General features: G+C 67.6%; 21 protein-coding genes. 15 read left to right on the top strand and 6 right to left on the bottom strand.

Going from position 1 to position 19927, the window contains the following annotated elements; translation table 11 throughout:
* The coding region (locus AMD30_RS25525; protein WP_231632778.1) for an FAD-dependent oxidoreductase at positions 1-625 on the bottom strand (625 nt) is incomplete at its 3' end.
* 88 nt (positions 626-713) lie between these two features.
* On the opposite strand from AMD30_RS25525, the gene AMD30_RS18695 reads away from it, so the two are divergent.
* Positions 714-2375 carry an ABC-F family ATP-binding cassette domain-containing protein gene (locus AMD30_RS18695; RefSeq protein ID WP_055476647.1) on the top strand — a complete coding sequence of 554 codons (1662 nt, stop codon included), beginning with the start codon at positions 714-716 and terminating at the stop codon, positions 2373-2375.
* Between the two features lie 2 nt (positions 2376-2377).
* On the opposite strand, the gene AMD30_RS18690 is transcribed toward AMD30_RS18695, so the two are convergent.
* Complete coding sequence (locus AMD30_RS18690) at positions 2378-3748, bottom strand: LLM class flavin-dependent oxidoreductase (RefSeq protein WP_055476646.1); 1371 nt, start codon at positions 3746-3748, stop codon at positions 2378-2380.
* A gap of 176 nt (positions 3749-3924) precedes the next feature.
* Between AMD30_RS18690 and AMD30_RS18685 the strand changes: the two genes are divergently transcribed.
* Both AMD30_RS18685 and AMD30_RS18680 read left to right on the top strand, forming a co-directional pair.
* Positions 3925-4296, top strand: coding sequence for an ArsR/SmtB family transcription factor (locus AMD30_RS18685; RefSeq protein ID WP_010843435.1), 372 nt, complete (start codon positions 3925-3927; stop codon positions 4294-4296).
* A 3-nt stretch (positions 4297-4299) separates the two neighbouring features.
* A complete protein-coding gene (locus AMD30_RS18680; RefSeq protein WP_014927663.1) occupies positions 4300-4788 on the top strand; it encodes an SRPBCC family protein in 489 nt (162 codons plus the stop codon).
* A 3-nt stretch (positions 4789-4791) separates the two neighbouring features.
* Here the strand turns inward: AMD30_RS18680 and ygiD are convergent, their stop codons facing one another.
* Complete coding sequence (gene ygiD / locus AMD30_RS18675) at positions 4792-5637, bottom strand: 4,5-DOPA dioxygenase extradiol (protein ID WP_055476645.1); 846 nt, start codon at positions 5635-5637, stop codon at positions 4792-4794.
* A 137-nt stretch (positions 5638-5774) separates the two neighbouring features.
* On the opposite strand from ygiD, the gene AMD30_RS18670 reads away from it, so the two are divergent.
* The 6 genes from AMD30_RS18670 (at position 5775) to AMD30_RS18645 (ending at position 11764) form a co-directional block, all read left to right on the top strand.
* Positions 5775-7010 (top strand): serine hydrolase domain-containing protein, encoded by a 1236-nt coding sequence (locus AMD30_RS18670; RefSeq protein ID WP_055476661.1) that lies wholly within the window; start codon positions 5775-5777, stop codon positions 7008-7010.
* 89 nt (positions 7011-7099) lie between these two features.
* Positions 7100-7699 (top strand): DUF1707 SHOCT-like domain-containing protein, encoded by a 600-nt coding sequence (locus AMD30_RS18665; RefSeq protein WP_055476644.1) that lies wholly within the window; start codon positions 7100-7102, stop codon positions 7697-7699.
* Between the two features lie 99 nt (positions 7700-7798).
* The gene (locus tag AMD30_RS18660) at positions 7799-8650 is read left to right on the top strand and encodes an ABC transporter permease (RefSeq protein ID WP_055476643.1); all 852 of its coding nucleotides are present in this window, start codon (positions 7799-7801) and stop codon (positions 8648-8650) included.
* Between the two features lie 40 nt (positions 8651-8690).
* Positions 8691-9479, top strand: coding sequence for an ABC transporter ATP-binding protein (locus AMD30_RS18655; protein ID WP_010843429.1), 789 nt, complete (start codon positions 8691-8693; stop codon positions 9477-9479).
* Between the two features lie 39 nt (positions 9480-9518).
* Positions 9519-10589, top strand: coding sequence for an ABC transporter substrate-binding protein (locus AMD30_RS18650; protein ID WP_014927658.1), 1071 nt, complete (start codon positions 9519-9521; stop codon positions 10587-10589).
* Positions 10590-10669: 80 nt separating this feature from the next.
* Positions 10670-11764 carry an LLM class flavin-dependent oxidoreductase gene (locus AMD30_RS18645; RefSeq protein WP_055476642.1) on the top strand — a complete coding sequence of 365 codons (1095 nt, stop codon included), beginning with the start codon at positions 10670-10672 and terminating at the stop codon, positions 11762-11764.
* A 39-nt stretch (positions 11765-11803) separates the two neighbouring features.
* Here the strand turns inward: AMD30_RS18645 and AMD30_RS18640 are convergent, their stop codons facing one another.
* The 3 genes from AMD30_RS18640 to AMD30_RS24715 form a co-directional block, all read right to left on the bottom strand.
* The gene (locus tag AMD30_RS18640; RefSeq protein WP_055476641.1) at positions 11804-12850 is read right to left on the bottom strand and encodes a PHP domain-containing protein; all 1047 of its coding nucleotides are present in this window, start codon (positions 12848-12850) and stop codon (positions 11804-11806) included.
* A gap of 90 nt (positions 12851-12940) precedes the next feature.
* Positions 12941-13285, bottom strand: coding sequence for a histone-like nucleoid-structuring protein Lsr2 (locus AMD30_RS18635; RefSeq protein WP_010843425.1), 345 nt, complete (start codon positions 13283-13285; stop codon positions 12941-12943).
* Positions 13286-13476: 191 nt separating this feature from the next.
* Entirely contained in the window at positions 13477-14370 is an 894-nt protein-coding gene (locus AMD30_RS24715; protein WP_084817314.1) for a hypothetical protein, read from the bottom strand.
* Position 14371: 1 nt separating this feature from the next.
* On the opposite strand from AMD30_RS24715, the gene trhO reads away from it, so the two are divergent.
* The 6 genes from trhO to AMD30_RS18600 all read left to right on the top strand — a co-directional run bounded on the left by trhO (position 14372) and on the right by AMD30_RS18600 (position 19924).
* Complete coding sequence (gene trhO / locus AMD30_RS18625; RefSeq protein ID WP_055476639.1) at positions 14372-15217, top strand: oxygen-dependent tRNA uridine(34) hydroxylase TrhO; 846 nt, start codon at positions 14372-14374, stop codon at positions 15215-15217.
* Positions 15214-16272, top strand: coding sequence for a CobW family GTP-binding protein (locus AMD30_RS18620; protein WP_010843423.1), 1059 nt, complete (start codon positions 15214-15216; stop codon positions 16270-16272). Before trhO ends, AMD30_RS18620 begins: the two co-directional genes overlap by 4 nt.
* 207 nt (positions 16273-16479) lie before the next feature.
* A complete protein-coding gene (locus AMD30_RS18615; protein ID WP_010843422.1) occupies positions 16480-17502 on the top strand; it encodes an N-acetylmuramoyl-L-alanine amidase in 1023 nt (340 codons plus the stop codon).
* Positions 17503-17593: 91 nt separating this feature from the next.
* Entirely contained in the window at positions 17594-18517 is a 924-nt protein-coding gene (locus AMD30_RS18610) for an SDR family oxidoreductase (RefSeq protein ID WP_014927651.1), read from the top strand.
* Between the two features lie 4 nt (positions 18518-18521).
* Entirely contained in the window at positions 18522-19319 is a 798-nt protein-coding gene (locus tag AMD30_RS18605) for a fructosamine kinase family protein (RefSeq protein ID WP_055476638.1), read from the top strand.
* Positions 19316-19924, top strand: a complete 609-nt coding sequence (locus AMD30_RS18600; RefSeq protein WP_055476637.1) for a nucleosidase — start codon at positions 19316-19318, stop codon at positions 19922-19924. Before AMD30_RS18605 ends, AMD30_RS18600 begins: the two co-directional genes overlap by 4 nt.
* Positions 19925-19927 lie beyond the last annotated feature (3 nt).

The following is a 19927-nucleotide window of genomic DNA, read 5'->3' as shown; positions in this document are numbered from 1 at the left end:
AGTCGAGGCCGTCGACGCCGAGCAGATGCGACCGGTCGACGATCAAGGTGATGTCGAGGGACTCGAGGATGCCCGCGCGTCGCCAGTGGGCTGCCGCCAGGAACAGAGGTTTGAGGGTCGTGCCGGTGCAGCTGACGGGTGGGCGCGGGACGGTGAACACCGCGCGGCCACCCCGCGGCATCGAGGTCACCAGGTCCCAGGTCTGTTCGGCGCGGTCGAGGTAGTTGCTGGCGACCGCACGGTCGGCGATCGCGAGATCGATCCCCGGCATCCCGTCGCAATCCGGCACGAGTCCGACGGCCAGGATCAGGTCCCGGTAGCCGATGTCGGCACCCGAGGACAAGCGGATCGTCCGCTTCCCCGCGTCGACGACCACGGCCGTGTCGCGCACCCAGGTCACCCCGTCCGGCGTCACCGATCGCTGGGTGCGTTCGGCCTCCCGAAGTGTCGCCTGACCGCCGCCGACGTAGGAGAGGAGCGGGCGGTAGGTATGGACGGCCTGCGGTTCGATCACCGCGACATCGGGGAAGCCCAGACGCAGCAGCCGCGCCGCTGCGCTGAGGCCGGCATTTCCGCCGCCGACGATGACGACGTCGAAGTGTCGGGTCTCGCGAGTTGAGGTCATGCGGGCGGGTACCCGATGGGCAGGTCGGGAAACCGCGGGCCGGTCTGCCGGCTCCGACCGGTCGACGACGTGGTGCGACCATGGACGGATGACCGCCACGCTCGTTGCCAAGGACGTCGCCGGGGGATATGCCCACCGCGTCCTGTTCGATAACCTCGATCTCACGGTGGCACCCGGGGACGTGGTCGGCGTGGTCGGCGCCAACGGTGCCGGGAAGACCACTCTCCTGCGGGTGCTCGCCGGTGACCTCGCGCCGCTGGAGGGCACGGTGACGCGAGCGCCGGCCGATGCCTTCGTCGGATGGTTGCCGCAGGAGCACGAGCGACTTCCCGGCGAGGTCGTGCGCGCATACGTCGCCCGGCGGACCGGCTGTGCAGAGGCCACCGCGGCGATGGACGCCGCGGCCGACGCGCTGGCCGACCCGGACGTGACGGTCTCGGGAGACCCGGCCGAGACGTATGCCGCCGCGCTCGACCACTGGCTGGCCACCGGGGCCGCCGATCTCGACGAGCGGTTGCCCGCGGTCCTCGCCGATCTCGGGCTCGGCGACGGCGTCATCGACCCGGACGCCACCCTGATGACGGATCTGTCCGGCGGTCAGGCCGCGCGGGTCGGGCTGGCCGCGCTGCTGTGCTCGCGGTTCGACATCGTGCTCCTCGACGAACCGACCAACGACCTCGACCTCGACGGTCTCGCGCGACTGGAGGAGGTCGTGGCCGGGATGCGCGGCGGCGTCGTCCTGGTCAGTCACGATCGAGAGTTCCTCGCGCGCAGCGTCACCCGGGTCCTCGAACTCGATCTCGCGCAACAGACCAACACCGTCTACGGCGGCGGTTACGAGAGCTACCTCGAGGAGCGGGCCGTCGCCCGGCGTCACCGCCGCGAGGAGTACGAGGAGTTCGCCGCCAAGAAGGCCGATCTCGTCTCCCGGGCGAGGACGCAACGGGAGTGGTCGAGTCAGGGTGTCCGCAATGCCATCCGCAAGGCGCCGGACAACGACAAGATACGACGCCGCGCCGCAACCGAATCGAGTGAGAAGCAGGCGCAGAAGGTCCGGCAGATGGAGAGCCGGATCGCGCGGCTGGACGAGGTCGCCGAACCGCGCAAGGAATGGGTGCTCGAATTCACCATCGGCTCCGCGCCTCGCTCCAGCTCGGTGGTCGCCACACTCAACGGAGCGGTTGTGCGGCAGGGTGATTTCGTACTGGGTCCGGTGTCATTGCAGGTGAACGCCGGCGAGCGCATCGGCATCACCGGCCACAACGGCGCCGGTAAGACGACGCTGCTGCGACTGCTCCTCGGGCGGGTCGAACCCGACGAGGGGAGTGCCCAGCTCGGCGCCAACGTCGCGATCGGTGAGATCGACCAGGCGCGTGGTCAATTCACCGGGCCCCGGCCGCTCGCCGAACGGTTCGAGGCCCTCGTTCCCGAATTGTCCACCGCGGACGTGCGGACTCTGCTCGCCAAGTTCGGTCTGCGCGCCGACCACGTCGACCGTCCGGTGGGAGACCTGTCGCCCGGCGAGCGCACCCGGGCCGGCCTCGCACTGTTGCAGGCGCGTGGCACCAACGTCCTGGTGCTCGACGAGCCGACCAACCACCTCGACCTGCCCGCGATCGAGCAACTCGAGTCCGCCCTCGACTCCTACGACGGCGCAGTGCTTCTCGTGACACACGATCGGCGCATGCTGCAGAACGTGCACGTCGACCGGCACTGGGATGTCGACGGCGGGCGGGTCACCGAGCGCTGAGGTCAGCCCGCCAGCCGGGTGTCGACCCCGCGGATGTCCGCGGGCAGGTCCTCCTCGGCGCTCCCGAGCCCGAGGTGTTCGCGCAGGGTCGCGCCCTCGTACTCGGTGCGGAACAGTCCGCGGCGCTGCAACTCGGGGACCACGTAGTCGACGAAGTCGTTGAAGGTGCCGGGGGTCTGGGCGCTCGAGACGATGAATCCGTCGGCCTCGCCGCCGGTGAAGGACTCCTCGATCTGGTCCGCGACGTCGGCGGCCGTACCGACGAACTGTGGCAGCAGAACTCCCTGCGCATACAGTTTGCCGATGTCTCGGAGGGTGAGACTGTCGCGCTCGGAGAGGCGTCGGGCGACGTCGAACAGCCCCTGGGTGCCGCTCACCTGAACGTCTTCGACGGGGGCGTCGAGATCGTAGGCGGAGAAATCGTGATCGGTGTGGACCGACAGGGTGATCAGGCCCGAGATCGGGTCGGCGAGCTCGTTGTGGAACGCCTGCTTCTCCCGGGCGATCGACTCGGTCTCACCGATGAACGGGATGAAGGACGGGAAGATCTTGACGTGGTCGGGGTTTCGGCCGAAGTTCACGGCCCTCGACTTCACGTCGTCGTAGTAGGCACGGCGACCCTCCGGCGTCGGGTCGATCTCGAAGATCGCCTCGGCCCACCGCGCGGCGAAGTCCTTGCCGGTGTTCGACGATCCCGCCTGGATGAGCACCGGGCGATGCTGCGGTGAGCGGGGCTGGTTGAGCGGGCCCCGCGTCCGGTAGTGCGTGCCCTCGTGGTCGACGGTGTGGATCTTCGACGGATCCGCCCAGACGCCGGACTCCTTGTCCGCGGTCACGGCGTCGGCGTCCCAGCTCGACCACAGCTTGATCGCCGTGCTGACGAACTCCTCGGCGCGCACGTACCGCTCGTCGTGTCCGACGTGGTCGTCGAAGCCGAAGTTCTGGGCCTCGGCCTGCGACAGCGACGTCACGATGTTCCAGGCGATGCGGCCGCGGGTGAGGTGGTCGAGGGAGCCGAAGACGCGCGCGAGCTCGTAGGGGTGGAAGTAGGTGGTGGACTTCGTGACCGCGATGCCGAGTCGGGTGGTGACCGCGGCGATGCTCGCCGCCACCAGGCTCGGGTCGATCGTCGCCGCGGCCTGCGTGCCCCGCCGGAAGGGTTCGGACTGATCGCCGCCGAATCGGACCGGTGCGGCGAGCAGGTCGGCGAAGAAGGCGAAGTCGAACTTGCCGCGTTCGAGGATGCGCCCCACCCGGTGATAGTGGTCGGGCCCGAAGTAGTCCGTCACCGAGCCGGGATGACGCCATGCGGCGTGCGAGTGGGTGACGGGGGAGGCGATCAAGAATCCACCGAGGTGAAGCTGACGGGTCACGAGTGGGTGTCCTTCGTTTCTGGTGTGGCCGTGGCGAACGGGAGTGTCGCCACGGCGTGCGCAGGCTGGCGGGGTCGGGACAAGTCAAGGCCCACCGAACGAGAGTGGCCATGGTTGCGCCCGACGTGATCGCAACAGCCTCTTGACATACAACCGATTGGTTGTATGTTTGAGATGTGGCCGAGAACGCAGGCGAACCGACAGACGAGGACCGGGCCGACGCCCTGTTCCACGCGCTGTCGGACCGCACCCGTCGCGACATCTTGCGACGTGTGCTCGCCGGTGAACACTCGGTCTCGGTACTGGCCGCGAAATACGACATGAGCTTTGCGGCCGTGCAGAAGCACGTCGCCGTCCTGGAGAAGGCCGGCCTGCTCACCAAACGTCGTCACGGGCGGGAGCAGCTGGCCAGTGGCGACGTCGCGGCAGTGCGTTCGGTGGCAGCGATGCTCACCGAGCTCGAACAGGTGTGGCGCGGTCGTATCGCCCGCATCGACGATCTGCTCTCGATCGAATCACCCTCACCCACAACACCATCGGAGGATTGAACAATGCCTGTCATCGACGTGACGCCGGACCTCGACGCCCGCACCATCACCATCAACGCCGAATTCGCGGCGCCGATCGACCGCGTATGGCAGATCTACGCCGACCCGCGCCAGCTCGAGAAGATCTGGGGCCCGCCGACCTACCCGGCCACCGTCGTCGATCACGACCTGCGTCCGGGTGGCCGGATGACCTACTACATGACCAGCCCGGAGGGCGAGAAGTTCGGCGGTTACTGGAAGGTCGAGTCCGTCGACGAACCCCACGGCTTCACCTTCCTCGACGGCTTCGCCGACGCGGACCTCAACCCGATCACCGACATGCCGGAGTCCCGCAACTCCTACGCCTTCACCGAGAAGAACGGCACCACGGTCGCCACGTTCATCAGCACTTACGATTCGGCCGAGGCCTTGCAGAAGGTGCTCGACATGGGAGTCGTCGAGGGTGCGTCCTCGGCGATCAACCAGATCGACGACTTCCTGGCGGCGGCCTGAGGTTCACAGGTTCGAATCGAGTGTCGGAAACCCCTGGGGTAGTTCGGCGGCCGGTCCACCGGTCCCGGATCGCCCCGGGGGTTCGACATCGAGCCCGAGCGTGTAGGCGGCCATCGAGATCGACCCGGCGGCATGACCATCCACAAGCAGGTCCAGGGGTGAGTCACCGGCGAGTCCGGCGATGTAGAGCAGCGGAAGATAGTGGTCGGGAGTCGGCACGGATCTGTCGAAGTCGGGATGCCCGTCCAGACTCAGTACATTCGACGGATTGTCCTGCAACACTTCGCGTGTGGCGTCGTCGAAGCGATGGGCCCAGTCGAATCCGCTGTCAGACCTTGCGAAGTCGACCGCCCGCAGATTGTGCACGATGTTGCCGCTGCCGATGATCAGCACGCCCTGCTCCCGGAGCGGGGCGAGTCGGCGACCCAGCTCGTAATGGTGTTCGAGGTCCTTGAAGGCGTTGAGCGACAACTGCAGTACGGGTACCGAGGCATCTGGGAACGTGTGCACGAGAACCGACCAGGTCCCGTGGTCGATGCCCCAACTGTCGACGTCGTGGCCGCACCACGTGGGTTTGACGACATCGGAGACCATCTCGGCGACCTCGGGGTCTCCCGGAGCGGGGTACTCGACGTCGAAGAGGTCCTGTGGGAATCCGTAGAAGTCATGGATCGTCCGCGGTCGCCGCATCGCGGTGACCGCGGTGGCGTTGGTGTACCAGTGCGCCGAGATCACCAGGATCGCACGAGGTTTCGGCACCGACGCCCCCAGTGCCGTCCAGGCCTCGGTGTACCTGTTGCGCTCCAGGGCGTTCATCGGGTTGCCGTGCCCGATGAACGCGGCCGGCATCGGTCCCGACGCCGGGCCCGTTGCGTGTCCTGCTGTCATCGTCGACCTCCTCCGCCGGTGCCACCGACCAGGACGACGGTACTCCGGAATTGGCGAAGTCACCGACAGGGGTTCGGTGCTCGTGGGACAATTCGGTGATGCAAAAGCGCTGGTCGATGCTGATTGTCGCGGTCCTGGCGATCGCGCTGGCGGCGTGCGGTACCGACAGCGGCTCCGATGGCGCGTCCTCGTCGGCCGCGTCGTCGAACCCACAGCAGGCGGCGGAGATCGAGCGGATCGTCGAAGGGTTGATGGAGTCCAAGCACCTGAAGGCGGCGATCGTGCGCGTCACCGACGACGGCCGGGACGTGATCACCAAGGCGTTCGGCGAATCCCAGACCGGCATCCCGGCCACCCCGGACATGCACTTCCGCAATGGATCCGTCGCCATCGCCTACGTCGCGGCGGTGCTGTTGCAACTCGTCGACGAGAAGGCCGTCGGCCTCGACGACATCATCGCGAAGTGGGTTCCCCAGATCCCCAACAGCGACAAGGTCACTCTCCGGCAACTGGCGACGATGACCTCCGGGTACCAGGACTTCGTGCTCGGGAACGATGCGTTCGAGACCGAGGAACTGACGAACCCGTTCAAGGCGTGGACCACCGAGGAGATGCTGTCCTACGCCGTGAACAAGCCGTTGCTCTACGAGCCGGGAACGAACTGGAACTACGCGCACACCAACTACGTGATCCTCGGGCTGGCCCTGGAGAAGATCACCGGTGAATCGGTTGCCGATCTGCTCCGGCAGCGGATCTCCGAACCGCTCGACCTCGGCAACACCGTCTCGGATCTGACCGCGGTGATCCCCGAACCAGCCCTGCACGCCTACTCCTCAGAGCGGCGCGGGATTCTGAACCTCCCGCCGACGACTCCCTTCTACGAGGAGACCACCGGCTGGAACCCGTCGTGGAGCATCACCCACGGCGCCATCCAGACATCGAACATCTACGACGTCGAGGCGACGGCGCGCAAACTCTTCGCGGGCGAGACACTGTCATCGGAGTCCTACGACACGATGGTCTCCACCAGCACGCGTGACGTGGCGCGCCCACTGGCCGGCTGCGCAACGTGCATGCCGATGAGCGACCGATACACCTACGGGATGGGCGTCGTCCTCACCGGTGACTGGATCGTGCAGAACCCCTTGTTCAACGGGTACTCCGCGGTCGCGGGATATCTGCCGGCGGAGAAGATCGCCATCGCGGTGTCGGTGACGTACGAGCCCGAGGCATTCGGACCCGACGGCTCCTACGACAACGGCGGCAACCCGATCTTCTCGCAGATCGGCGCGCTGATGGCACCCGACGCCGCGCCGCCGATCCCGCGGAACTGACCGGGCCGCACCCGTGCCCCGGTGGCCGCGAGGACCACTGCGAAACGGTGCGACACACCGTCGCGAAGCGGTGCAATAAAGTGGCAGGCATGGTCGACCGCCTCCCCGACGACGATCTACGGGTCGGGAATCCGGAACGTGAACGAGCCGTCACCCTGCTCAATGACGCGTTCTCGTCCGGATACCTGGAGCTTGCGGAGTTCGAGGAGCGTTCGGGCCTGGTGTACGCCGCCAAGACCCGCGCCGATCTGCGGGCCGTCCTGGAGAACCTGCCGAACGCCGGCCGTCTGTTCAACGATCCGGCCCCGGCCGTGACCACGATGCCGGCCGTCGCCGTACCGCCGACGTCGCCTCTGCACCTGGAGGCCGAGTGGGACACGGTTCGACGCAAGGGGACCTGGCACGGCCCGCCGTCGACCCTCGTCACCGGCAGCATGGGCACCGTCGATCTGGACTTCACCCACGCGTCGTTCCCCGGGCCGTCGACGACGCTGCAATTCCAGGTGTCCACCACCACCGTGAAGCTCCGGATCGGTCCCGATCACGAGATCCGATACGGCGACCTGCAACTGTCCGGGTGGTCGAAGGTGAAGGACAAGGCCGGCGCACCGACGCGTCCGGGCGGACCGGTGATCGAGCTGACCGGATCGGCGTCGGGGATGACCGGGATCACGATCAGACGGGGCTGACCACTCGTCGGTACGCGAACAGCGGATCCATGGCCTACTTGTGCTCAGGCTGAACTCAATGGTGTCGCGAGTGTTTCCCGATTCGTAACGTAGCCGCACGTGGCCGACCCAACACTCAGTATCAGCGCGCCCGGCGACCCGCGGGCGGTGGAACCGGGTTCGACCGACGCCGCGTCGGCATCCGCCAAGTCGGGCAGATCGTCGCGGCTGCACACGATCCTGCGTGCGTTGTCGCCCATCGCCGTCCTCGTGCTCTGGCAGGTCGGCAGCGCACTGGGGATCATCCCGCAGGACAAGCTGCCCGCTCCGTCGCTGATCGCCGAGGCCGGGTGGGAGGTTCTCGCCAACGGGCAGCTCGTCGATGCCATCGCGGCGTCGGCCCAGCGAGTCGCGATCGGGCTGACCATCGGCGTCGCGGTCGGAATCGGCCTCGGTCTGCTGGTGGGCCTGAGCAGGATCGCCGACTCGGCCATCGACCCGAACATGCAGGCGATCCGCGCACTTCCGCTGTTCGGTCTCATCCCGCTGTTCATCTTGTGGTTCGGCATCGGTGAGACGCCCAAGGTCCTGCTCGTGTCCCTCGGCGCTCTGTTCCCGCTCTACCTGAACACGTCGGCCGCGATTCGCCAGATCGACGGCCGGCTGGTGGAAACCGCTCGCGTGCTGGGCTTCTCACGGCTGACCACGATCCGGGATCTCATCATCCCGGGCGCCATGCCGCAGATCCTGGTCGGCCTACGACAGGCCCTGGCCATCGCGTGGCTCAGCCTGATCGTCGCCGAACAGATCGCGGCGACGTCCGGACTGGGATACCTGATCAACAACGCGCGCGACTTCCTGCGCACCGACATCATCTTCTTCGGCCTGATCGTCTATGCCGCACTGGGATTGATCACCGACGCCATCGTGCGTGCGCTCGAGCGCTACACCACGCGATACCAGAACCGGTGACGCTCGCAGCCCGTACACCCCGAGTAGAGGAGGCCCGACCATGACCGCCATCGCCACCCGAGATCTCGAGGTTCCGCTCGCCGAGGAGCGTGCCGGCGCCGTGTCATACGCGGCGGAGGTCGAGCACGCGAGCCTGCGCTACGGGGACAATGTCGTGCTGCGGGACGTCTCGCTGCGAGTGGGCGCACGCGAGATCGTCGCGCTCATCGGACGCAGCGGCAGTGGCAAGTCGACGCTTCTGCGACTGCTCGCCGGGCTGTCGACCACCGAGTCGGGCAGCGTGCGGACCGCCGGTCACCCGGCGGTGTCCTTCCAGGAACCACGGCTCTTCCCATGGCGCACCGTGCTGCAGAACGTCGCCTTCGGCCTCGTCCGCGAGAAGGTCGGCAAGACCGAGGCCCGGGAACGGGCGCGCCGCACCCTCGACGAGGTCGGCCTCAGCGACAAGACGGGTGCCTGGCCGGCGCAGCTCTCCGGCGGCCAGGCACAACGGGTCTCCCTCGCCCGTGCCCTCGTGGCACGTCCGCAGCTCCTGCTGCTCGACGAGCCGTTCGGCGCGCTCGACGCCCTCACCCGGCGCACGATGCACGAACTGCTCATCAGACTCTGGCGCGACAACGGCTTCGGCGCACTTCTCGTCACCCACGATGTCGACGAGGCACTGCGGCTCGCCGACCGCGTCGTCGTCCTGGCCGGCGGCGAGATCGTCGAAGACCTCGCCGTGCCCCGGCCGCGGCAGACCGGCGACCCCGACGACGCCGACTCCGAGATCCCGCGCCTGCGAGCCCGATTGCTGACCGCCCTCGGCGTCGCCGATCCCGCGCACTGACCCGCTCACCACCCATCCGCTTCAACCGAAGGCACTCCGATGACCGACGCCCATCTCTCCGTGCGCGCATCCCGGCCCCGGCGCCGTGTGCTCGCCGCCGTCCTGGCCACCGCCGCCCTCACTCTGGGCCTCGCCGGATGCGTGCAGCGCGAGGACACCGCCGAGTCGATCGCAAACGACACGGTCGACGTCGCCTCCCTACAGGACCTCACCCTTCGTGTCGGGGACCAGAAGGGCGGCACGGAAGCCCTGCTGCGAGCCTCGGGCGAACTCGAGAAGCTCCCGTTCACCGTCGAGTTCTCCACCTTCACCTCCGGCCCGCCCCAGATCGAGGCGGCGACCGCCGGCAAGATCGATTTCGCCGTCACCGGGAACACACCGCCCATCTTCGGCGCAGCGGCGAACGCCAAGGTCAAGATCGTCACCGGCTACGCGAACAATGCCAGTGGCGATGCGATCCTGATCCCGGGCAACTCGACACTGGCCTCCGTCGCGGATCTGAAGGGCAAGAAGGTCGCCGTCGCCAAGGGCAGCTCGGCACACGGACACCTGTTGCTCCAGCTGAACAAGGTGAATCTGACCCTGGGGCCCGGCAAGGATGTCGAGCCGGTCTTCCTGCAGCCCGCAGATGCGTTGTCGGCGTTCACATCCGGCAATGTCGACGCATGGGCGATCTGGGACCCGTACACCGCGATCGTCCAGCTCGAGAACAATCCGAAGACGCTCGTCACCGCCGAAGGCGTGTCCAACGGCTTCGGCTTCGGCATCGCCGGCGACGAGGCGCTGGCCGATCCGCGCCGCAACACCGCGGTACGAGAGCTGGCCCTCGGCATCGCGCGTGCCGCCAACTGGGCCAAGGCCAACCCCGACGTGTGGGCCGAGAAGTACTCGGCCGAGGTCGGAATCGACCCGCGGGCGGGCAGGATCGCCCAGGGTCGGAGCCTGCGTCCGGCCATCGCACTCGACGACAGCGTCGTGGCGTCCGAGCAGACTCTCGCCGACGCCTTCGCCGACTCCGGGCAGCTGCAGGGGCAGGTCGACGTCGCGAAGTTCGTCGACAACCGCTACGACGCGTCTCTCGCACCGCTGTTCGGCGCGCCTCAGTCCTGAGGGTCGTTCGGAGACCGGACGCCCATCTCCGAGACCACCCCGAACACCGGCCCGTCCACCCGTAGGAAGGGAACACGCCCATGAGTCATTTCCACTGGTTTCTGCCGACCGCCGGTGACAGTCGCGGAATCGTCGGAGCGTCGCACGCGTCGGCGACGAAGCGCCATCCGCCGGGTTATCGGGCGCCGGAACTGCCGTATCTGATCGATGTCGCGCGCACCGCCGATCGGCTCGGCTACGAGAGCGTACTGACCCCGACCGGAACCTGGTGTGAGGATGCGTGGCTCACGACCGCCGCCGCGATCACGCACACCGACCAGCTGAAGTTCCTCGTGGCGTTCCGTCCCGGCCTGATCTCACCGACCCTCGCCGCCCAGCAGACCGCGACGCTACAGCGTTTCTCCGGTGGGCGAATCGCGGTCAACATCGTGACCGGCGGCGACGAGGTCGAACAACGACGCTTCGGTGACTGGGTCGACCACGACCGCCGATATGCACGCACCGACGAGTTCGTGCAGATCGTCGAGAGACTCTGGGCCGGTGAAACCGTCGATTTCGAGGGTGAGTTCTATCAGATCGCCGGGGCATTCCTGCCGGACCCGCCGGCCGTCAAGCCGCAGATCTTCTTCGGCGGTTCGTCGGATCCGGCGCTGACGGTGGCCGCTGCGCGGGCCGAGGTCTATCTCACGTGGGGTGAACCGCCCGTGGTGGCGGGGGAGAAGATCGCCGAGGTGGCGCGCCGCGCGGCGACGGTCGGCCGGTCACTGGAATACGGTGTGCGACTCCATGTCATCGCGCGCGAGACCTCGGAGGAGGCGTGGCGGGTCGCCGACACCCTGCTGCAGGGAATCTCCGACGAGGAGATCGCGACGGCCTTCGCCCTGCACTCGGGTTCGGACTCGACCGGCCAGCGCCGGATGGCGCAGCTGCACGGCGGCCGTCGCGACGCACTCGAGATCCATCCCGGCCTGTGGGCGGGCGTCGGCCTCATCCGCGGCGGAGCCGGCACGGCACTCGTCGGCAGCTACGACGAGGTGGCCGGGCTGATCGGCGAATACGAGTCCGAAGGATTCTCACACTTCATCCTGTCGGGATACCCGCACATCGAAGAGGCGCACTGGTTCGCCGAAGGCGTGCTGCCGGTGATCCGGGACCGGGTCGGCGCCCTGAGCTGACGACCGAGCGCGGCGCATTTCCCACCCGATTCTGCCGGCTCAGCGAGAGAGCCACTCCGACAACCGCTCCGACGACCACGTCGTGACGATCCGCTCGGGATCGATCGCGTGCGCCGCGGCCCGCTGGGCGCCGAGGATCTTGAAGTCGAGTTGTCCGGGCGCGTGTGCGTCGGAGTCGATCGCGAACAGACATCCCGCGTCCAGGGCGATCGCGATCAACTCGTCGGGCGGGTCGACCCGCTCCGGCCGGGAATTGATCTCCACGACGGTGTCGTGGGCCGCGCACGCGGCGAAGACAGCCTCGGCATCGAAGGTCGAGGGCGGACGGTGGCCCCTCCCGCTGAGCACCCGACGGCCCGTGCAGTGGCCGAGGACGTGCACCCGGGGGTCGGAGGCCGCGGCGACGAGCCGGGCGGTCATGGCATCGTGTGCCATCCGCAGATTGGAATGCACAGATGCGGTCACGACGTCGAGCCGGGCGATCATCTCGTCGGACTGATCGAGCGCGCCGTCGTCGAGGATGTCGATCTCGATGCCACGAAAGAGACGGAAGTCGCTTGTGTGACCGGCGTTCCAGGCATCGATCGCCTCGATCTGAGAGGCGAGCCGCTCCGCGCTGAGCCCGTTCGCGATCGTCAGGCGCGGCGAATGGTCGGTGATCGCGAGCCAGTCGTGACCCGACGCCTCCGCGGCGGCAGCCATCTCGTCGATCGGCGCCCCGCCGTCGCTCCATTCGGTATGGGCGTGCAGGTCACCGACCACGGCCTCGACGAGGTCCTCGGCCTCGCCCGGGGCGGTGGGCGGATCCTCGCTCTGCAGCCGTGCGAGGTACCCCGGCAGCTCGCCGTCGATGGCCTCGGCGATGACGGCCGCGGTGGTCTTGCCGATGCCCTTGATCGCGGTCAAGGTGCCGGCGTCGGCCCGCGCATGGAGTTCGGACGGATCCAGCGCGGCCGCCGCCTGCCCAGCGCGGCGGAAGGCCTCGACGCGGTAGGTGCTCTCTCGACGACGCTCGAGCAGCCACGAGATGCGCTCGAGCGCACGAACCGGGTCCACCGGAGCCGACAGCGGGGTGAAGGACCTCACCGTGAACAGCCCTCCCAACGCCTACCGTCCGGCGCGCGAAGTGCGGCCGGGCAGTAGGTCTCGTCGTCGGTGACGGTCAGGTCTGACCGATCAGTGTGCGGCTTCGAACGCCTCGATGATGCTCTGCGGGATACGGCCGCGGTCGCTCAGTTCGTAGCCTTCTTTGATGGCCCATTCCCGAATCGCCTTGGTGGTCTCCTTGTTGCGGCCGCTTCCGGTCGCAGTCGAGGCCGTTGCTGCACGCTTGGTCACGCGGCCGGTCTGACGGGAGATGTCGAGGTACTTCGACAGCGAATCGCGGAATTGCTGCGCATGCTTCGACGATGTGTCGAACTCATAGTTCTTTCCATCGAGCGACCACCGGACGGTTTCGTACTGATCCAGTACCTTGCCGTCGAGATCGTCGATGACCTGAACGATTTCCTTTTTCGCCATGAAATACTTGTCCCCTCGAATTGTGTCATCCGACCAAGACGGACGCGCGAAGGCTCAAAGCCTGCGTCCCCCCGTTTTGATCTATTCCAACTGTGCACAGCTTAGACTCAAACCATGAGTACTTGCTGAGAACCCCCGCCTAGACCATAAATCATTAGAAAGCATTAGGGAAGTCGAGACACGACCGATTGTTAACGAGTCGGCTCGGTGCTGGTCCGCGACGTCGGGTTACGGGGAGTGGCGGTCCGGTTCGATGTCGGTGTGGTCTCGTCCGTGGGGTCTGCCCCACCCGTCCGCCGGGACGATTCGTCCGATTCCTCGGGGGACACGCTCACCAACGATTCAGGTGCGCGATCTGCCGCATAGATCGTTTGGTAACCGTTCGGGGTGATTGCAAATCCTGATTTGGATCGCGATTCGAGACAAAACATCCCCACGGTCTCAACGAGACAAGAAAAGCGCGATATGGAAATGGTGCGGCCGAAGTCCACAATCGAACTCCGATAGAGAACCGGATATCGATTGGCGCACGCACCACGCTGCGGCCCGTCCGGTCCCAGGACGGCGAGATTCCGCTCCCAGTCGCAGGCCGCCGGGGCAGACGAGGGAGGTCGAGTCGGGTCGTCGTCCCGCTCGTCGTCGATGCGGCACGCAAGTGCCGACGAACCGTTGGTGCCGGTGGAGCAATTCACCGCCCGGTCCGGTGTGGAGAAATGGAAACCGGATGAGTCCTGCAGTGGTGAATCCTCGGTCACCGAGCCCTGATGGAAACGCGAATTGTCGACGCGCGGGGCCATCGCCACCACCCGTCCGATTGTCCAATCGGGCAGATTCTGTGCCGTGTCCTCTCCGGTTGTCGAAGTCGTCGACGAGGACTCGGTCTCGGTCACCGTCGACAACTCGTCGGTGGGCGGAATGACGATTCGAGAGGGGCCCGACTCGGACGGCAATGAGCACCCGGCGAGCGCGACCGAAACGATCAGCGTCCCGATTGCCGCGGTAGCGCAGATCACGCGCAGGAATCGGCGGTCGCGGGACCACGATGTGGATTCGGGGCGGGGTCGCTGATTTACGTACCCTTGCACTGTGCCGACCCCCAAGATCGTTCTCTTCTACGTCTTCGTCCCGCTGCCGGATCCCGAGGCCATCCGGTTGTGGCAGCTGGCGGTGTGCGAGTCGCTCGGGGTCCGGGGCAGGATCATCGTGTCACGCCACGGGATCAACAGCACCGTCGGAGGCGACATCGCCGCGGTCAAACGGTACGTCAGGACGACCCGTGCGTACCCCGGGTTCGCCGGAGCGGACATCAAGTGGTCCGACGGCACCGGCCGTGATTTCCCGCGGCTGAGCGTGCGCGTCCGCCCCGAGATCGTGACCTTCGGGGTTCCCGACGAGATCGAGGTCGACGAGAACGGCGTGGTCGGCACGGGGACGAGGCTGAGCCCGGAGCAGGTGCACGAGCTCGTGGACGCCCGCGGTGACGACGTGGTCTTCTTCGACGGGCGCAACGAGATCGAGGCGCAGGTCGGACGATTCGCCGGCGCGGTCACGACCAAGGCGCGCACGACCCGGGACTTCGTGCCGCTGATCGAGAGCGGCGCCTTCGATCACCTCAAGGACCGGCCGATCGTCACCTACTGCACGGGCGGGGTCCGCTGCGAGGTCCTCAGCACGGTCATGCGCCACCGCGGGTTCTCCGAGGTCTACCAACTCGACGGCGGGATCGTGCGCTATGGCGAGCGCTACGGCGACGACGGGCTGTGGCAGGGATCGCTGTACGTCTTCGACGATCGCATGGGCGTGGAGTTCTCCGACCACGCGGAGGTGCTCGGCCGGTGCGTCGACTGCGGCCGTCCGACGAGCAATGTCGCCAATCACCCCGATCGAGACGGACGCGATCTCGCCGTGATCTGTCCCGACTGCCTGGGATGAGCGCCGCGGGGACACCCGAACGTCGCGGCCCGGTCCCGGTCGTCGTGGTGGCCGGGTACCTGGGCTCGGGTAAGACGACGTTGCTCAACCACCTGCTGAGGTCCGCCGGGATCACCGGCACACGCCTGGGGGTGCTGGTCAACGACTTCGGCAAGGTCAACATCGACGCACTGTTGGTGTCGGCGCAGGCCGACGGCACCGTGAGCCTCGGGAACGGGTGCATGTGCTGCACCGTCGACGCCGACGGCCTCGCCGACGCGCTGGCGTCGCTGGTCCGTCCGAGTGTCGGGCTCGATGCCATTGTCATCGAGGCGAGCGGGATCGCCGAACCCAAGTCGCTCATCCGCATGGTGACGTCGGTGGCCGACGCTCGGCTGCGCTACGGCGGACTGGTGTACGTGGTCGATGCGGCGCATCTCGACGAGGTACGTCGAACGCACCCGGAGCTGGACGGTCACGTCGCGATCGCCGATCTCGTTCTCGTGAACAAGGTCGACCTGATCCCGGAGGAATCCCTGCGTGCTGTCGAAGAGCTTGTCGCACAATTCAATACAACCGCTCCGCGGGTGGCCACGCGGAACGCCGCGATCGACCCGGAGCTGCTGTTCGACGTGGCCCGTCGTGAGGTGGAACAGACTCGTCCCGGTCAGCTGACCCTCGACGAGCTGTTGCTGGCGGACGCCGGTCACGATCATCACGAGCATCTGCACGCGGCGTACGAGTCGGTGTCGTTCTCCAGCGACCGGCCGATGGACCCGCGGCGCCTCGCCCGTTTCCTCGAACGGCCGCCGGCCGGCTGTTTCCGGATCAAGGGAGTCGTCCACTTCGATGTGCCACGGCACCGTCAGCGGTTCGTCGTGCACGGTGTGGGCGGTTTCGTGCGCGTGCTGCGCGAGCCGTGGGGAGACCGGCGCCCGACCACCGACCTGGTCGCGATCGGGCGCGGACTCGATGTGGCGACGGTGAATGCCGAACTCGAGGCCGCCGTCGCGCGTCCGGAGGATGCGGCCGACGAGAACGGGATCCTCGGGATCCTTCGCCACCTGGTGGACTGACCCGCGACGCGCCGGGCATGTCACGTACACGCCGATGCGTAAGTCACATCTCCCTAACGAAAACCGGTTGTGCCAGGACGACCATTTCGGATTCCCCGGTTCATTTGTTTCACTGTTAAGTCTGTGACCAGTGTGACCAGTGGTACTCAATGGGAGGGAGTGAGGCAAGTGATCACGCATCTGCGTGCGTCACGGCCTCGACAGAGCATGTTCCGAAAGACGACGACACAACGCCTGACCACCATCGCGTTCGCGGTGGCCGCCGCCACGTCGACGGTGGTCGCCTCGAACCTGGTTGCGCCCGCCGCCGATGCGGCCCCCGCACGCGGGACGGCCCTTGCGGGCAAGACGGTCTTCCTCGACCCGGGCCACCAGGCCTCGGCGGCCGGCCACGACCTGAGGGCGCAGGTGCCCGACGGGCGCGGCGGCAAGAAGGACTGCCAGACCAGCGGTGCCACCGGCGTCAACGGCGCCCGGGAGCACACCGTCAACTGGCAGATCGGGCAGCTCGTCAAAGCAGGTCTCGAGAGTCAGGGGGCCCGGGTGGTCCTGAGTCGCCCGGACGACACCGGGTGGGGCGGGTGTGTGGACGAACGGGCCGCGGCGGCCAGCCGTTCCGGCGCCGCGGTCGCGGTCAGTCTGCACGCCGACTCGACCGCGCGGGGAGCCGACGAGTCCAAGAAGGGCTTCCACATGATCGTGCCGTCGCTCCCGGTGCCGGACCCCACTGTCGATCGCGTGCAGTCGGGCGAGGGACGCAAGGCCTCGACGACGATGCGGGACGCCTTCGTCAAGGCCGGGTTCCCGTCGGCCAACTACGCCGGCGTCCGTGACGGCATCCAGACCCGCTCCGACATCGCGGCGGTGAACCTGACCAAGGTGCCTGCGGTGTTCATCGAGATGGGCAACCTGGCCAACCCGGGGGAGGCCAGGGCACTCGCCGCGCGCGAGGGCCAGGTCAAGTACGCCATGGCCATCACCGACGGAATCCTCAACTACGTCAACGGGAACGCCGCGACCGGAGCCGGCCCGGCGCCGTCGACGCCGACCGACGACGCGAGTGGACTGTCCTCGGTGATCCCGTTCGTCGAGCAGCTTCTCGCCACCGAGGATCCCGAAGCGGTGGCACGGTTGCTGATGACTCAGGGGCAAGACGTGTCCGCGCAGGTGCTCAAGGCGATGCTGACCATCGTCTACGGACTGTTCGACGGGAAGCTGCCGATCGGCTGAGTGTGCGGGGTCGGGTCCCGCGAAGGCGGGCCCGACCTGCCGATCCGCCGATCGGCTGAGGTCCGCCGTGGCGGACGGCTAACCTCGCGTCATGGGTCTCAGAGAGCTGCTGTTCATGGACACCCCGGTGCCGTCGCTGCGCGGCCGCAAGGTCCTCATCACGGGCGCGGCGAGCGGAATAGGCAGGGCGACGGCGCAGGCCGCCGCCGCCCGGGGCGCCGAACTCGTGCTCACCGACCTGCACGCCGACCAGCTCGACGAGGTCGTCGCGTCCATCACCGCGGCCGACGGAACGGTTCTCTATCACGTCGCGGGCGACGTCTCGGATTTCGACTGGGTGGCCGGCTTCGCCCGCCAGGTCGACGCCGAGGTCGGGGTCATGGATGTGGTGATGAACATCGCCGGCATCTCGGCGTGGGGGACGGTGGAGAACCTGGAACACCGCCACTGGCGAAAGCTGGTCGACGTCAACCTGATGGGGCCGATCCACATCATCGAAAGCTTTGTGCCGCAGATGATCCGGCGAGGCCGCGGCGGTCACATCGTCAATGTGTCGTCGGCCGCCGGCCTGCTGGCCCTGCCGTGGCACGCCGCCTACAGCGCCAGCAAGTTCGGTCTGCGCGGCGTGTCCGAGGTGTTGCGATTCGACCTGCGGCGCCACGGGATCGGTGTCTCCCTGGTGTGCCCGGGCGGGGTCGACACACCGCTGGTGGACTCCGTCGAGATCGTCGGCCTCGACCGCGAGAATCCCCGGGTCAAGGCCGCCATCAACGGTTTCCACAAAGTCGCGGTGTCGCCGGACGTCGCGGCGGCGGCGATCCTGAAGGGTGTCCGCAAGAACCGCTTCCTGGTCTACACCTCGTTCGACATCCGCTTCGGATACTGGTGGGCGCGAAAGTTCGCACTGCCCTATGAGATCGCCATGCGGGTGGCCAACGATCGGTTCGACCGGCTCGCCCGGGTGAGCGCCAAGAGCCTCGAGGCGAAGGCGGCCGACGAGCATTCGCCCCGGTGAGCCCGTGACCCCGACCTTCGTCAAGACGCTGCGTGACAGTGGTCCGCCGGGCGGTCATCCGGACTTCTTCGCGGCCGAGGCCGCCGGACTACGCTGGCTCGCCGAGGCGGGAGCACCTGTCGTACGGGTGATCTCGGCCGGTGAGGACACCATCGAGCTGGAACGCCTCGAACCCGGACGTCCGACGCGCGAGGCCGCGCGGGACTTCGGGGCCGCGCTCGCTCGGATGCACGACGCCGGCGCTCCGCACTTCGGTTCTCCGCCTGCCGATTCGGCGGGAACGCCGTTTTCCGCCCAGCTCTTCATCGGTCGGCGGGCGCTCAGCTCCGTCGAATACGAGTCGTGGGGCGAGTTCTACGCCCGTGAACGGGTGGAACCCTATCTGGTTCCCGCCCGCGAGGCCGGAAACCTCACCGCCGCCGACGAGGACGCAGTCCGCGACGCGTGTGAGCTGATCGCCGGCGGCGTGTTCGACGACGACGAGGGGCCCGCGCGGATCCACGGCGATCTCTGGAACGGCAACGTGATGTGGACTCCCGATGGTGTCGTGATGATCGATCCGGCCGCGCACGGCGCTCATCGGGAGACCGATCTCGCGATGCTCGCGCTGTTCGGGTGTCCGCACCTCGACGCGATCGTCGACGGGTACCGGGACGCCCACCCGCTCGTGTCCGGCTGGCAGGACCGCGTCGAGGTCCATCAACTGCATCCGCTCGCCGTGCACGCCGCGGGCCACGGTCCCGGATACGGGTCATCGCTGGGCCGGGCGGCGCGGGCGTCCTCGGCGCTCGCGCGTGGATGACGCACGCGATAATCGACGGCGTGAGTCGTACCGGTGGTCCCTTGCAGAGTGTCCTCGTCGTCTCGGCGACGCGTGCCGAGGCCAGACATGTGCCACCCGGCACGCGGGTGCTCGTGACCGGCATCGGCAAGGTGCGGGCGACGATGGCTCTGAGCCGGGAGCTGGCCGGTGGGGTACCGGTCACCGAGGTCATCAACATCGGCACGGCCGGTGCCCTGCGCGACGGTGTCACCGGCGACGCCGAGCTGGGCCTCTTCCTGCCGTCGGCAGTGCTCGAGCACGACATCAGCAGCACCGAGCTACGGGCGATGGGTTATGAGATGACCGATCGCTGGGAGCTTCCCGGCGGCGATGGCACCGTGCTGGCCTCCGGTGACACCTTCGTCGCGGATCCGGTTCGTCGACGAGAACTCGCGCAGCACGCACACCTCGTCGACATGGAAGGGTGCGCGGTCGCGCATGTGAGCACCGAGTTCGGCGTGCCCTGCCGACTGGTCAAGGCGGTCACCGACAACGCCGACGAGGGCGCGATGGAGTGGCCCGATCTCGTCGACGCCGCGGCCCGACGCCTGGGTCGGTGGCTGGAACTCAACGTCGAGAGCTGAGAC

The sequence above is a fragment of the Gordonia sp. HS-NH1 genome, assembly GCF_001418765.1.
Classification (GTDB): Bacteria; Actinomycetota; Actinomycetes; order Mycobacteriales; family Mycobacteriaceae; genus Gordonia.
The sequence above is the reverse complement of the archived record's forward strand: the minus strand, read 5'-3'. Positions and strand labels throughout refer to the sequence as shown.

What these genes read in the sequence shown, in the direction of transcription:
- AMD30_RS18695 (WP_055476647.1), top strand. Translation starts at nt 714, where the DNA reads ATGACCGCCACGCTCGTTGCCAAGGACGTCGCCGGGGGATATGCCCAC.
- AMD30_RS18680 (WP_014927663.1), top strand. Translation starts at nt 4,300, where the DNA reads ATGCCTGTCATCGACGTGACGCCGGACCTCGACGCCCGCACCATCACC.
- ygiD (WP_055476645.1), bottom strand. Translation starts at nt 5,637, where the DNA reads ATGCCGGCCGCGTTCATCGGGCACGGCAACCCGATGAACGCCCTGGAG.
- AMD30_RS18670 (WP_055476661.1), top strand. Translation starts at nt 5,775, where the DNA reads ATGCAAAAGCGCTGGTCGATGCTGATTGTCGCGGTCCTGGCGATCGCG.
- AMD30_RS18665 (WP_055476644.1), top strand. Translation starts at nt 7,100, where the DNA reads ATGGTCGACCGCCTCCCCGACGACGATCTACGGGTCGGGAATCCGGAA.
- AMD30_RS18655 (WP_010843429.1), top strand. Translation starts at nt 8,691, where the DNA reads ATGACCGCCATCGCCACCCGAGATCTCGAGGTTCCGCTCGCCGAGGAG.
- AMD30_RS18650 (WP_014927658.1), top strand. Translation starts at nt 9,519, where the DNA reads ATGACCGACGCCCATCTCTCCGTGCGCGCATCCCGGCCCCGGCGCCGT.
- AMD30_RS18645 (WP_055476642.1), top strand. Translation starts at nt 10,670, where the DNA reads ATGAGTCATTTCCACTGGTTTCTGCCGACCGCCGGTGACAGTCGCGGA.
- AMD30_RS18635 (WP_010843425.1), bottom strand. Translation starts at nt 13,285, where the DNA reads ATGGCGAAAAAGGAAATCGTTCAGGTCATCGACGATCTCGACGGCAAG.
- AMD30_RS18620 (WP_010843423.1), top strand. Translation starts at nt 15,214, where the DNA reads ATGAGCGCCGCGGGGACACCCGAACGTCGCGGCCCGGTCCCGGTCGTC.
- AMD30_RS18615 (WP_010843422.1), top strand. Translation starts at nt 16,480, where the DNA reads ATGTTCCGAAAGACGACGACACAACGCCTGACCACCATCGCGTTCGCG.
- AMD30_RS18610 (WP_014927651.1), top strand. Translation starts at nt 17,594, where the DNA reads ATGGGTCTCAGAGAGCTGCTGTTCATGGACACCCCGGTGCCGTCGCTG.
- AMD30_RS18600 (WP_055476637.1), top strand. Translation starts at nt 19,316, where the DNA reads ATGACGCACGCGATAATCGACGGCGTGAGTCGTACCGGTGGTCCCTTG.